Origin of the sequence: Pseudoduganella albidiflava (assembly GCF_004322755.1) — a bacterium.
Lineage (GTDB): Bacteria > Pseudomonadota > Gammaproteobacteria > Burkholderiales > Burkholderiaceae_D > Rugamonas > Rugamonas albidiflava.
Map to the genome: position 1 here is coordinate 1,457,069 of NZ_CP036401.1, position 12,251 is coordinate 1,469,319.

12 protein-coding genes and 2 tRNA genes are annotated in these 12,251 nt (G+C 67.3%); 6 read left to right on the forward strand and 8 right to left on the reverse strand.

All coding sequences use genetic code 11. The features are described from left to right. Positions 1-98: 98 nt before the first annotated feature. Both EYF70_RS06220 and EYF70_RS06225 read left to right on the forward strand, forming a co-directional pair. Positions 99-1,202, forward strand: coding sequence for a sensor histidine kinase (locus tag EYF70_RS06220; protein ID WP_229420723.1), 1,104 nt, complete (start codon positions 99-101; stop codon positions 1,200-1,202). Beyond that, complete coding sequence (locus tag EYF70_RS06225) at positions 1,199-1,990, forward strand: LytR/AlgR family response regulator transcription factor (protein WP_131144632.1); 792 nt, start codon at positions 1,199-1,201, stop codon at positions 1,988-1,990. The genes EYF70_RS06220 and EYF70_RS06225 overlap by 4 nt, the downstream gene beginning before the upstream one ends. Before the next feature lie 21 nt (positions 1,991-2,011). On the opposite strand, the gene EYF70_RS06230 is transcribed toward EYF70_RS06225, so the two are convergent. The 5 genes from EYF70_RS06230 to EYF70_RS06250 are packed head-to-tail and all read right to left on the reverse strand — an operon-like array spanning position 2,012 to position 6,292. Next, positions 2,012-2,995 (reverse strand): hypothetical protein, encoded by a 984-nt coding sequence (locus EYF70_RS06230; protein ID WP_131144633.1) that lies wholly within the window; start codon positions 2,993-2,995, stop codon positions 2,012-2,014. Positions 2,996-3,009: 14 nt separating this feature from the next. Next, positions 3,010-3,741, reverse strand: a complete 732-nt coding sequence (locus tag EYF70_RS06235) for an outer membrane lipoprotein-sorting protein (protein WP_131144634.1) — start codon at positions 3,739-3,741, stop codon at positions 3,010-3,012. Then, on the reverse strand, positions 3,734-4,960 hold the full coding sequence (locus EYF70_RS06240; protein ID WP_131144635.1) for an ABC transporter permease: 1,227 nt from the start codon (positions 4,958-4,960) through the stop codon (positions 3,734-3,736). The genes EYF70_RS06235 and EYF70_RS06240 overlap by 8 nt, the downstream gene beginning before the upstream one ends. Further along, positions 4,950-5,642: an ABC transporter ATP-binding protein gene (locus EYF70_RS06245; RefSeq protein ID WP_131144636.1), complete on the reverse strand. Its 693-nt coding sequence runs from the start codon at positions 5,640-5,642 to the stop codon at positions 4,950-4,952. The genes EYF70_RS06240 and EYF70_RS06245 overlap by 11 nt, the downstream gene beginning before the upstream one ends. Next, on the reverse strand, positions 5,639-6,292 hold the full coding sequence (locus EYF70_RS06250) for a hypothetical protein (RefSeq protein ID WP_131144637.1): 654 nt from the start codon (positions 6,290-6,292) through the stop codon (positions 5,639-5,641). Before EYF70_RS06250 ends, EYF70_RS06245 begins: the two co-directional genes overlap by 4 nt. A gap of 209 nt (positions 6,293-6,501) precedes the next feature. Here EYF70_RS06250 and EYF70_RS06255 point away from each other — a divergent pair. The 3 genes from EYF70_RS06255 (at position 6,502) to EYF70_RS06265 (ending at position 9,152) form a co-directional block, all read left to right on the forward strand. Next, positions 6,502-6,577: transfer RNA gene (locus EYF70_RS06255), tRNA-Asn, on the forward strand. 182 nt (positions 6,578-6,759) lie between these two features. After that, a complete protein-coding gene (locus tag EYF70_RS06260) occupies positions 6,760-8,994 on the forward strand; it encodes a TonB-dependent receptor (RefSeq protein WP_131144638.1) in 2,235 nt (744 codons plus the stop codon). An 82-nt stretch (positions 8,995-9,076) separates the two neighbouring features. Beyond that, positions 9,077-9,152: transfer RNA gene (locus tag EYF70_RS06265), tRNA-Asn, on the forward strand. 41 nt (positions 9,153-9,193) lie between these two features. On the opposite strand, the gene EYF70_RS06270 is transcribed toward EYF70_RS06265, so the two are convergent. From EYF70_RS06270 to EYF70_RS06280, 3 genes are all read right to left on the reverse strand, one after another. Continuing rightward, a complete protein-coding gene (locus tag EYF70_RS06270) occupies positions 9,194-9,766 on the reverse strand; it encodes a hypothetical protein (protein WP_131144639.1) in 573 nt (190 codons plus the stop codon). A gap of 182 nt (positions 9,767-9,948) precedes the next feature. Beyond that, the gene (locus tag EYF70_RS06275; RefSeq protein ID WP_131144640.1) at positions 9,949-10,494 is read right to left on the reverse strand and encodes a type 1 glutamine amidotransferase domain-containing protein; all 546 of its coding nucleotides are present in this window, start codon (positions 10,492-10,494) and stop codon (positions 9,949-9,951) included. A gap of 87 nt (positions 10,495-10,581) precedes the next feature. Further along, positions 10,582-11,232, reverse strand: a complete 651-nt coding sequence (locus tag EYF70_RS06280) for a hypothetical protein (RefSeq protein ID WP_131144641.1) — start codon at positions 11,230-11,232, stop codon at positions 10,582-10,584. 120 nt (positions 11,233-11,352) lie between these two features. Between EYF70_RS06280 and EYF70_RS06285 the strand changes: the two genes are divergently transcribed. Then, on the forward strand, positions 11,353-12,183 hold the full coding sequence (locus EYF70_RS06285; protein ID WP_174800389.1) for a M15 family metallopeptidase: 831 nt from the start codon (positions 11,353-11,355) through the stop codon (positions 12,181-12,183). Positions 12,184-12,251 lie beyond the last annotated feature (68 nt).

A 12,251-nucleotide genomic window follows, 5' to 3' on the forward strand; every position in this document is an offset into this window, starting at 1 on the left:
CACCCGATTCACTCCCCGCCCCAGCGGTTTCGTCGCCCCGCCGTTGCCAACCTGGCCAGTGCCGGTCCAGAATGGCGGATCACCCACCGCGAGCCGCCATGACCGATACCGCCACCCTCGATCGACCCCGCCCCGGACGGCGCTTCCCGTGGCGGCGTTTCGCCACCGATGCATGCTGGATGCTGGTGCTGGTCGTGATCTGCGCCGTGGTCATCACCTGGTCGTTCGGCGACGGCACAGGTTTCGGCATCAACCTGCTGGTCTCGGCCTGCATCGGCACGATCGCCTTTGCCATCATCGACGGCGTGCGCCTGGCGTTCTGGGGCGAGAAGGTGCGGCCGCACTGGCTGGCGTTCGCCGCACTGATCGCCGTGGGCGTGCCGGTCGGGCAGATCGCCGGCGCGCGCCTGGCGGGGTGGCTGCTCGGGCGCGAACTGACGGGGTTGCACACGCTGGGATCCAGCCGCACCACCGGCATGCTCGTGTTCACGCTGCTCGCCACGGGCGCGGTGACCTTGTTCTTCGCCAGCCGCGACAGGCTTGCACGGGCCGAGGCGGCTGCCGCGCAAGAGCGGGCGCGCGCGGAAGCCGTGGAGCGCCAGGCGCTGCAGGCGCAACTGCAACTGCTGCAGGCGCAGATCGAGCCGCACATGCTGTTCAACACGCTGGCCAACCTGCAGGGACTGATCGCGCTCGATCCGCAACGCGCCCAGCAGATGCTGGACCAGCTGATCCAGTACCTGCGCGCCACGCTGTCGTCCTCGCGCGCACAGCGGACCACGCTGGCGCAGGAGTTCGCGCTGCTGGAAGCCTATCTCGGCCTGATGTCGGTGCGCATGGGCGCCCGGCTTTCGTATGGTTTCGACTTGCCGGACGCGCTGCGCGCCGTCGAGATTCCGCCGATGCTGCTCCAGCCGCTGGTGGAAAACGCCATCGCGCATGGGCTGGAGCCCACCATCGACGGCGGCCATATCCACGTTACCGCGCGATGCGAAGACAAGCTGCTGACCCTCAGCGTCGCCGACAACGGCCGTGGCCTGGCGGCGGGGCCGGGCAAGGCCGGCACGAGCCTGGGCCTGTCCAACACCCGTGCGCGCCTGGACGTCCTGTTCGGCGCACGCGCCTCCGTCACGCTGCAGCCGGCCGATACCGGCGGTGCGGTGGCCCGCATCACCATTCCCCTCGAACAAGACAAGACATGACGACTGCCCTGATTGCCGAAGACGAACCGATCCTCGCCGCCACGCTGGCGGCCAGCCTGAAGCGGCTGTGGCCCGGCCTGGAGATCGTGGCCACGTGCCCGCACGGTGTGGCGGCGCTGGCCGAAGCGCTGGCGCGCCAGCCGGACGTGCTGTTCCTCGACATCAAAATGCCCGGCAAGACCGGGCTCGACGTGGCGGAGGAACTGGCCGATGCATGGCCGGCCGGCAAGGCGTTCCCGCAGATCGTGTTCGTCACCGCCTACGACGAATACGCCGTGCAGGCGTTCGACAACGCCGCCGCCGACTACGTGCTCAAGCCGGTCAGCGACGAACGCCTCGGCCGCACCGTGCAGCGGCTGCGCCAGCGCCTGGAAGCGCAGCCGGCCGGCGGCATGGAGTCCTTGCTGGCGCAACTGCGCGCGGTCGCCCAGCTCCAGCCGCAGCCCGCGCAGGCGCCCGTGGAGCGGCTGGCCGTGATCCGCGCGGCCGTCGGCAACCAGGTGAGGATGATCCCGGTGGCCGAGGTGGTGTATTTCGAAGCCACCGACAAATACGTCAACGTGGTCACGGCAGAAGGGGAAGCCCTGATCCGCACCAGCCTCAGGGACCTGCTGCCGCAGCTGGACGACCGGCAGTTCTGGCAGGTGCACCGGGGCACGATCGTGAACGCCACGTGCGTGCTGAGCGCGGTGAAGGACGAAGCCGGCAAGCTCGCGCTGAACATGAAACACCGGCCCGAGAAAGTGCGTGTCAGTCCACTGTACGCGCACCTGTTCCGCCAGATGTGACAAGCGCGCCATGGCATGTGATCAGAATCCCCGCTCGACCGTCAGCAAGGCCACGCTGCCGATGCCGTCGTAGCGGCGCCAGGTGGCCGACAGCAGCCAGGCATCGGGTTTCCAGCTGGCGCCCAGCGTCGCCACGCGGCCGGCGCGGCGCCACAGCACATCGGCCACCAGTTCCACGTCACCGAGCTTTTGCGCGGCGCGCAGCAGCAGGTTGCGGCGCTGCGCCGCGAGCACCGTGCGGTCGACCCAGGCCTCGCCCAGTACCGACAACCGCCCCTCGGTGGTCCACGTGAAGCCGGCCAGCGCCTTGCCGCCACCGGTGCGGGGCTGCCAGCGCATGCCGTCCCATTCGTCGTGGCGCTGCTGGGCCAGCAGCGCGCCGTGGAGCTCGAGGCCTTCGTCGACGACCTGGGAAAACGAGGCGCCGGCCTCGATGCCGTTGCGTGCCGAGGCGCGCAGCACCGCGTATTCATCGCGCGCGCCGCGCTGGCGGTACAGGCGCACGGCCAGCGCGCCATCGTCGCGGGGCTGGCCGGCCTTGCCGTGGCCGGGATTGGACCACACCACGGTCACGGCGCGCTCGGCGTCGAACGCTTCCCAGGCCAGCAGCGGCACGCCTTCCAGCGTGCCGGGGTACAGCGCGCGGCGGTCTTCCTGCTGCACCACGTCGAGCGGGCGAAACGCATAGCCGACATCCCAGCTCATCACCTTCTTGCCGGCCGTCGCGTAACCGCCGGCAAGCGGCCGCTCCAGTGCCAGTTCGAACAGGCGCACGCCGGTTCCCGCTGCATCGTGGCGGAGACCTGCGCTGCCATGCAGCTGCGCGCCCACCGGTGCGGCCACCTGCCAGCGCAGGTCGATGGCCTGGCGCGGCTGCGTGCCATCTCGTGCGGGGGAGGGGCTGTGCCAGGTCTCGGCCTGCGCGCGTGCCTGGCCGGACACGATGTTCTCGGCGGCGCAGGGCAGGGCCAGCGCCGCCGCCAGCACCGCCGCAGGCACGCGCATTGGGCCCGTCCGCCTCATGGCGCCACGTCGCCGCGGCTCAGCGTCATCGGATTGAACAGCGCGTCGGCGAACTTGCGCGGCGTGGACGACAACGTCGTCACCACCGTGGCGCGGCCGGTCTGCACTTCATCCTGCAGCGTCATCCGGGTGACGACGGTACGGCCATTGCGCGTGCCGAATTCGAAGCGGGCCTGCTTCAGCTTGCGGTTCGATGCCGCGTACAGGTCCGCATACACAGGGCGGGAATCGTGCTTCGCCACGCGCAGCACCACGCGCTGGTAGCTCAGCGCGGGGCGCCGCGCCGCCAGGTCCAGTTCCAGGCAGGGCACGCCATCGACATCGACCTCGCGCGCCACGCTGCCGCTGTAGTCGCCGGACCAGGTCAGCGTCGCGATATCGCCGGTGGCCGCGTCGCCCAGCAGTTTCTGCAGCGGCGTGATGCGGATCGGCCGGGCACTGCCGGGCAGCAGCATCCAGAAATCGTCGCCCGACACCAGCACCTTGTGGCCCGTCTCGCCCGGTGAGCGGAACAGGATCAGTGCCTTGCCATCGCCGCGCACCAGCACCTGGTAGCGCTTCTCGCGGTCGGGCTGGCCATCCTTCGTGGTCTGCACCAGGGTGTCCAGCTGGGCCGAGCCTTCCGGCAGGCGGAAGGCATCGGCCTGTTTCAGGATGGCTGCCACGTCGGCGGCCTGGGTGGAAGCGCCGAGGGACAGCGACAGCATGAGGAGTATTGTCTTAAACATGGGCGAGCGCCTCCACGACGGAACGATGGGCAGCCTTGCGGCTGACGGCCAGCGCGGCGATGCCGGCCAGCACGGTAACGGCGATGCCGGCGGCGGCGTACATCGCCGGCGTGATGACGATGTCCAGCGGATAGCCGCCGGTGCGGCCGGGCGGCGGCGGCATCTGTATGCCCGCGGCCAGCAGGACCACGCCGATGCCGGCCGCGCCCAGCATGCCCAGCGCGGCGCCCGTGGCACCCAGTGCCATGCCTTCCACCGTGAACAGGCGCATCACTTCGCGCGGCGTGGTGCCCATGGCGCGCAGCGCGCCAATCTCCCGGGTGCGCTCGACCACCGCCATCGCCAGCGTGTTGGCCACCGCGCCCAGCACGATCACGAGCACGATCACGCCGAGGAAGCCGAAGATGCGGTCGTACAGTCCGCGCACGCTGGCGTACACCTGCGCCAGGTCGCGCCAGTCGCGCACTTCGTACCGCTTGCCGAACGTGCCGCGCAGGGCCGCCGCCGTGGCGGCGCTGTCGTCCAGCGCTTCGAGGTAGACGCCCAGGGTGCTCACGCGATCCGTGGCCAGCAGGCCTTGCGCGGTGGCCAGGTCGACCAGCGCCATCCGCTTGTCCAGCTCCGCGAAGCCGCTGCTGACGACACCCGTCACCGTCACGTCGACCGCGTTCAGGCTGCCGCCCGTAGTGGTCGACAGCAGGGTCAGCACGTTACCGGGCGCGGCGCCCAGGCTGCGCGCCAGCGTCTTGCCCAGCACGATGCCGGGCCGCGCGGCATCCGGTTCCAGCAGGTCGCCGGCGATCACCTTGATGAACGGTCCGCGCACGGCGAATTCCTGCGCCGGATCGACGCCGGTGCCAACGAACACTTCGCTTTTCTCGCCATTGCTCAGCAGTCCGGAAAACTGCAGCCGTGGCAGCACGCGCCGCACGCCGCTGCGCGCCAGCAGTTGCCGCGCCAGCGCCGGGCCGCCCTGCAGGCCATGCTGCAGCGGCGTGTCGTCGATGCCGTCGAAGCCGCCCGGCGCGGCCACGATCACGTGACCCGTGTCGCGCGCGGCCGATTCGGCCAGCGACTGGTAGGTGTATTGCGCGAAGCCGGCGCCCAGCAGCGCCGCCGCCGTGCCGGTGGCGGCGATCGCCACCGTGACCAGCGAGCGGCGCCGGTTGCGCAGCGTGTTCTTCAACGCCATGGCCAGCCAGGTGACATCAATGCGCATGGCGTTCTCCCGCCAGCACGCCATCGTCCAGTGCCAGCGCACGGTCGCAATGGGGCAGCACGCGGTCGTCGTGCGTGGCCACCAGGAAGGCGGTGCCCTGTTCGTGCGCAAGCTGGCGCAGCAGCGCGGTGACCTGGCCGGCGGTGGCCGCGTCCAGGCTGGCGGTCGGTTCGTCGGCGATCACCAGGCGCGGGCGCTTGACGATCGCCCGCGCAATCGCCACGCGCTGGCGCTGCCCACCCGACAGCTGGTCCGGCAAGTGCCGGCCGAAGCCGGCCAGGCCCACCCGTTCCAGTGCATCGCCAGCACGCAAGCGCCGTTCGGCAGCGGGCACGCCCAGCAGCGCCAGCGGATAGTCGACGTTGTCGTACGCATTCATCACCGGCACCAGGTGAAAGCTCTGGAACACGAAGCCGATCGCCTGGCGGCGCAGCCGCGTGCGGCCGGCGTCGTCGCCGCCATGCAGCGCGGTGCCATCGAACAGCACCTGGCCCTGGTCGGCCCGGTCCAGCAAGCCGCATACGTTCAGCAGCGTGCTCTTGCCGCTGCCGGACGGGCCGGTGACGGCGACGATTTCGCCGGGCTGCAAGTGCAGGTCGACGCCGCGCAGCGCATGTACGGCACTGGACCCGAGCCGGTAGGTGCGGCGCACATCCGCCAGCGACAGCAGCGCCGGCCTCATTGCCCGAGCTCCTTCAGGCGGGCCGCCGCGCGCTCGCGCATGGCCGCGATGCCTGCCGCGTTGGCGGGCAGGGCGACGATCCTGCGCTGCCATTGCGCCTCGTCGGCGGCACGGCCTTCCTTCGCGGCCAGCCGCGCGGCCGCGCCGAACACGCTGGCCCGCGTGGCAGCGTGCGCGCCATCGAGCAGCGGCGAGTCGAGCGCCGCCTGCAGCGCACGCTTGCCGGGGCCGCCGCGGTGCATGATGGCGGGCAGCGCCAGCAGGCTGTTGGCGGCGACGGCGCGTGTTTCGATGCTTTCCGGGCTGCCGTCGGCGATCGCAGCATCGTGCTGCGGGCCAAGGCGGGCGAGGGCTTTCTCGATGCGGTCGGCGCCCTGTTCGGCGAACCGCATCTTTTCCCACGGCTTGCTGGCATCGCGGCCCTTCAGCGTGAGCGCGGCGCCGTGGTAGGCGAGATAGACGGGATGTTCGGGCTGGCTCTCGGCCAGCTTCGCGAACGCTTCGATGGCGGCGTCGCGCGCGGCCGTGTCGCCACGGGTGGCAGCAAGGAACTGGTCGCGTGCCTGCGCGAACGGGGAGGAAGCATGGGCAGGGGCGCCTGCTGCGGCAAAGCTGGCCGCCAGCAGCAGCGCGAACAAAGGCAATTTCATGGGGTTCTCCGGTGGTGTAATGGCCGCATGCTGCCGGCCATCCGGAGAGCCTTCCACCGGGATGCGACGAAACCGGTTTTGCCGGCGGTGAAACCGCGATCTGGCAGCGTGTGGCAGCCCGCCCGGCTTGCCTTTGCTTCGCGTCACGACGGGGCGCTAAAAAATGGTGTTGTCGACTTTGCCGGGCGCCGCTATAATGCGGCCTCCTTTCCCTGATAGCTCAGTCGGTAGAGCGACGGACTGTTAATCCGCAGGTCCCTGGTTCGAGTCCAGGTCGGGGAGCCAGAATTGCAAAAGCCGCGTTTCGACGCGGCTTTTTGTTATCCGCGGCGATGACGAAAGAACAGGTAGTTGGCAGTGCAACCACAGAGACGGAGCCGCGCCGTTGGGCATCCGCACGAGGACGTTAAAAATCCGGAGACAGCGTTGACCACCCTTGCAGCATTATTCTTAACCCAGGAAGGCACATCATGAAACTGTCCAAGATGCACAAGCGTCTCCTCGCGCTGACGGCCGCGCTGCCCATGGCCGCCATGGCCCAGGACGCCACCCAGGCAAATACCGAACCAAGCACCCAGCAGGCCGCGCAGCAGCCGGTCGCCAGCGGCCAGCTGGAAACCGTGACGGTGACGGCCCAGCGCCGCGCCGAGAACATCAAGGAAGTGCCGGTGTCGGTGTCGATGCTGCAGCACGAGAAGCTGGACGTGATCCTGTCCGGCGGCCAGGACGTGCGCGTGCTGGCCGGCAAGACGCCCAGCCTGAACGTGGAATCGTCGACCGGCCGCGTGTTCCCGCGCTTCTACATCCGCGGCTACGGCAATGCCGACTTCTCGATCTTCGCCTCGCAGCCCGTGTCGCTGATCTATGACGACGTGGTGCAGGAAAACCCGATCCTGAAGGGTTATCCGATGTTCGACCTGGCCAACATCGAAGTGCTGCGCGGCCCGCAGGGCACGCTGTTCGGCCGCAATACCCCGGCCGGCGTGGTGAAGTTCGAATCGGCCAAGCCGAGCCTGAAAGGCGTGGAAGGCTACTACAACTTCTCCGTGGCGTCGCATGGCACCACCAACGTCGAAGGCGCGGCCAACATTCCGCTGTCGAACGAGTGGGCACTGCGCGTATCGACGCTGCGCCAGCACCGCGACGACTACATCCGCAACGAATTCACCGACGGCCGCGAGTCGCTGGACGGCTACAACGAGCACGCCGAACGCGTGCAGGTGCTGTACCAGCCGAACGGCACGTTCAACGCGCTGTTCAACGTGCACCAGCGTACCACCAGCGGCAATTCGCGCCTGTTCCAGGCCAACATCATCAAAAAGGGCAGCAACCAGCTGGTCGACAACTACGATGAAGGCGCGGTCTTCACCAACGGCCAGAACTACCAGAACCTGACGACGCGCGGCGGCAACGTGCGCCTGTCGTGGGACCTGGGTGCGGTGAAGCTGTACTCCGTGACGGGCTACGAGTCGATCACCGAGTACAACAGCCGCGGCGACATCGACGGCGGCAATCCGGTCTACGGCCCGGGCGTGGTGCCGTTCCAGGTGGAGACGGCTTCCGTGCTGCCCGACCTGAAGCAGTACACGCAGGAATTCCGTATCGAATCGAAGAAGGCTGGCCCGATGAGCTGGCAGGCCGGCGTGTACTACTTCGATGAAGATGCCACTGGCGGCAGCGACAACTTCAACACCGCCGGCGCGCGCACCAGCCGCGTCGTGAGCAACCAGCGCAACAAGGCCTGGGCGGCATTCGGTTCCGTCAACTACGCGGTGACCGATGCGCTGACCGTGCGCGGCGGCCTGCGCTACACCAACGACAAGAAGGACTTCCGCACTATCGAGGCGAGCGGCACCACGCTGCAGGGCCCGTCGACGATCAACGCGGAACGCCACAAGACCAACTGGGACCTGTCGGCAACGTATGCGATCAACCCGGACGTGTCGGCCTACGCCCGCGTGGCGACGGGCTTCCGCGCACCGTCGATCGGCGCGCCGTCGGCTTCCGGTCCGGCCACGATCGCCGATGCGGAAACCATCACCTCGTATGAAGCCGGCATCAAGGCCGACCTGCTGAACCGCCGCGCCCGCGCCTCGCTGTCGATCTTCGACTATGACGTGAAGGACCAGCAGCTGACGGTGGTGGGCGGCAATTCCAACGTGACCGCGCTGATCAACGCCGAGAAGACCAAGGGCCGCGGTATCGAAGCGGAGATCGAAGGCTTCGTCACGCCGGACTTCAAGGTGTCGGCATCGACCAGCTACAACTACACGAAGATCCAGGATCCTTCGCTGTCGGTCAACAAGTGCGCCCAGTGCACGGTGCTGGACCCGCTCAACGCCGCCGGCCGCGTCGTCATCGACGGCAACGCGCTGCCGCAGGCGCCGAAGTGGATCGTCAACCTGTCGGCGCGCTACAACTGGCCGCTGGCCGAAGGCAACCTGTTCGTGCTGACCGACTGGTCGTACCGCAGCAAGGTCAACTTCTTCCTGTACGAGGCGAAGGAGTTCACCGGCGCGCCGTTGACGGAAGGCGGCCTGCGCGTCGGCTACAACTGGCAGGGCGGCAAGTATGAAGTGGCCGCGTTCGGCCGCAACATCACCGACCAGCGCCGCATCACGGGCGCGATCGACTTCAACAACCTGACCGGCTTCGTCAACGAGCCGCGCCAGTGGGGTGTGCAGCTCAAAGGTCTCTTCTAAGAGTCCATTGTTTGATGCCGCTGGCGAAAGAAATATTCCTTCTTGCCAGCGGTCAAAGCGGCCGCTATAATACGGCCTCTTTTCCCTGATAGCTCAGTCGGTAGAGCGACGGACTGTTAATCCGCAGGTCCCTGGTTCGAGTCCAGGTCGGGGAGCCAGAATACAGAAAAGCCCAGCAGCGATGCTGGGCTTTTTGCATTTACGGCTGGATCGCTTCGTGCGGATTCGACTCGCGAAGCAGGCAAGGCAGGTGCTCGTCGTCGGCAATTCGCCGTGCCTTCACGCTTGCGTCACGAACATTTGCGTTCATGGCTCCTGTAACGCAAGCGGTGTCATGGAAGATCCTGGCAATGACCAGCATCGGTACGCGTTTCGGCTGCTCCGGATTGCCTTGCTCAAAGGTGTCAACGCGGACAATGATCGCTATGGGCGTGATCCGTCCCCTAGTCTTGGCGATGCGCCACTCGGCCTTTTCGCCCAGTGTTGAAAACCCGCGCGTGACCACTTCCCAGTAATCGAGTGGAAGTACTCGCTTGCCCGGCGTCACGACATTGAGGGAATTGCGCTCATCGTCCAGCAGGACCTGCAGACGATAGCCTGCAATTCCAGGGCAGTCCAATGTATGGGCGCCGGTTGCCACATCGTCGATGGCCTTGCTACAAGCGTTACCGGAGAGATTTGTGTAAATCGCGGCAGCATTTTTCTGTGCCGCGGCATTCATGCTCGACGTTAGAAGGACCGAGAATGACAGGGAAATCATATAAGCGCGCATTGTGTCTCCTCCTGGATGTCGCCGATCATATCGAGCTGAATGGGAGGATTGTTTGACACGCGGCACGTGTAGAGATGCGGCCGAGTCCCTTTGAATCGATACCCGGGAGCCATCACTCCGGGCAACGGATTGAAAAAGCCCAGCAGCGATGCTGGGCTTTTTCCGTTTACGGCGGTGCGGCGTCAGGCGGCTAGCTGCTTCAGGATTGCCTCGTTGAACGCGGGGATATCATCCGGCTTGCGGCTGGTGACCAGCTTGCCGTCCACGACCACCTGTTCATCGGTCCACTGGGCGCCGGCGTTTTGCAGGTCGCGCTGCAAGGTCGGCCAGCTGGTCACGCGCTTGCCCTTGACAAGGTCGGCGTCGATCAGCGTCCACGGGCCGTGGCAGATCGCGGCGATCGGCTTGTTCTCGCGGCCGAATTCGCGGATGAAGGTGATGGCTTCCGTCGACAGGCGCAGCTGGTCCGGGTTGGCCACGCCGCCCGGCAGCACCAGCGCATCGAAATCGGCGGGGCGGACATCGCGCACATCGCGTTCCACTTCGAATTTCTCCGCGGGGTCGAGGTGGTCGAAGCCCTGGATCTGTTCGCCCTGTCCCTTCGGCGACACCAGCGTGACTTGCGCGCCATGCTGCTCGAGGAATTTGCGAGGTTCGGTATATTCGACCTGTTCCACGCCATCCGTCATCAGTACCGCCACTTTCTTGCCATTGAGTTGTTGCGTCATCGTGTTCTCCTGTGTGAATACGAGGGCGAAAGCATGCCACGGCGCCTCGCGGCGGGATGTGCGTGCGCGTACGCTCCAGGCCAGGTTCTATTCGACGTGGCAGGCCGTATCGCCGGCGCGGGTGGCGCAGATGCGCATGCCGCACAGGCGGCCTTCTTCGCCACCGACACGCCGGCAACGCTGCAGCAGGTCTTCCGTAGGGTCGTCAAGGCGCGCTTCGACGATGTCGACCTCGTTGGCATGGGCGACCAGGGCCGACAGCAACTCCACGTCGGTATCGGCGACCGCATGCGGCGTGCGGCGCGCCTTCTCGCGTGCCGCCACGGCCTGTTTCGTCATCGGTTTCAGCGCTGTCTGCGACGGACCCATTACCGCCTGGTCGTAGCCCATCGCGACTGCCGGAATGCGTGCAGGCGCCAGCACGGCGGCCGGTGGGAATAACGCCGACGCCGGTACTTCGTCGACGATGGCGGCGGCCTCGATCGGCCCCGGCGGGGCGGGCCGAGGCAGGACCGGGGCAACCTGCACGAAGGGCGGCAGCGTTTCGTGCACGATCAGCGGCGAGGGGCCGCTGGACAGCCACCACATCAGCAGCGCACCGGTCACCACACCGCTACCGACGATCAGGGCAACGCCATGTACTGCCGAAGGCGTGGCAATGGCGGGGCGCCGCACCGGTGCCGCGGCCTTGCGTTCGAGGCTGGCCAGTATGCCCCTGCCGGATTTTGATGAATCCAAGTTGCTTCTCCAAAGCTTGATGTGGACGGTCTTGCGCCGGCCGGTCCGTGTCATACGATGGGCGTCCGGTCGACAGACAGTTTCGCGCCGGCACTTTTTATGGTGTTGACGGAGCGCACGATGTTTCCCATCTACATGTTGATGCTGTTCGTGGGCGCCTGCCTGGCCGGCTGGCTGATGCTGTTCCCGGCAGGCCGGGACGGGGCTGGTGCCGTGGCGGGGCGGCTCGGCCGCGATGCCGACCGCGCATGGCGGCAGATGGCTGCCCAGGGAGCGCGAGGCGTGTGCTCGGCCGGAGAAGGCGCGCGGGCCGCATTTGCCCGCGGGGCGCGGCTGCTGCGTCGCTATCCGCTGCTGGCCTCCGGTTGCGCAGCCCTGGTGCTGCTGCCTCCGCTGGCCGCGCTGCTGCTGGCCGGGCGCGCGGAACTGCCCGGTGTCGCGGCACAGGACCATGCCATCAACAGGCAGGTGGCCGAGCTGCTGCGCGGTGAACGGCTGATCGCTCCGGCGCCATTGCCGCCGGCCGCTTTCACCACCGCCGAAGTGACGCTGGTGCGCCCGCAACTGGCCAGCGCGAACCGCAATTGGGATTTGCTGGACCCGGACTTCACGCAGCGGCTGCTGCTGGTGTTCAAGGTGATGCGCGACCAGTACGGCTATGACATGGTGCTGCTGGAGGGTTATCGCAGTCCCGAGCGGCAGAACCGGCTGGCCGACGCCGGCGGGCACGTCACCAACGCGCGCGCGTTCCAGAGCTGGCACCAGTTCGGCCTGGCCGGCGACTGTGCCTTCCTGCGCAACGGCAAGGTGGTGATCACGGAAAAGGATCCGTGGGCGATGCGCGGTTACGCGCTGTACGGGCAGGTGGCGGAAGCGGCCGGGCTGACATGGGGCGGGCGCTGGAAGATGATGGATTTCGGCCATGTGGAATTGCGCACACGCCGCCGTTGAAATTGCGCATAGTCAACAAATTGCCCCGTGGATAGTGGCACCATCATCCGACGAAACAAACGGGTGCC

Excerpts from the sequence above, each read along its gene's own strand:
- EYF70_RS06220 (WP_229420723.1), top strand. The coding sequence starts at position 99 with ATGACCGATACCGCCACCCTCGATCGACCCCGCCCCGGACGGCGCTTC.
- EYF70_RS06225 (WP_131144632.1), top strand. The coding sequence starts at position 1,199 with ATGACGACTGCCCTGATTGCCGAAGACGAACCGATCCTCGCCGCCACG.
- EYF70_RS06230 (WP_131144633.1), bottom strand. The coding sequence starts at position 2,995 with ATGCGCGTGCCTGCGGCGGTGCTGGCGGCGGCGCTGGCCCTGCCCTGC.
- EYF70_RS06235 (WP_131144634.1), bottom strand. The coding sequence starts at position 3,741 with ATGTTTAAGACAATACTCCTCATGCTGTCGCTGTCCCTCGGCGCTTCC.
- EYF70_RS06240 (WP_131144635.1), bottom strand. The coding sequence starts at position 4,960 with ATGCGCATTGATGTCACCTGGCTGGCCATGGCGTTGAAGAACACGCTG.
- EYF70_RS06245 (WP_131144636.1), bottom strand. The coding sequence starts at position 5,642 with ATGAGGCCGGCGCTGCTGTCGCTGGCGGATGTGCGCCGCACCTACCGG.
- EYF70_RS06250 (WP_131144637.1), bottom strand. The coding sequence starts at position 6,292 with ATGAAATTGCCTTTGTTCGCGCTGCTGCTGGCGGCCAGCTTTGCCGCA.
- EYF70_RS06270 (WP_131144639.1), bottom strand. The coding sequence starts at position 9,766 with ATGCGCGCTTATATGATTTCCCTGTCATTCTCGGTCCTTCTAACGTCG.
- EYF70_RS06275 (WP_131144640.1), bottom strand. The coding sequence starts at position 10,494 with ATGACGCAACAACTCAATGGCAAGAAAGTGGCGGTACTGATGACGGAT.
- EYF70_RS06285 (WP_174800389.1), top strand. The coding sequence starts at position 11,353 with ATGTTTCCCATCTACATGTTGATGCTGTTCGTGGGCGCCTGCCTGGCC.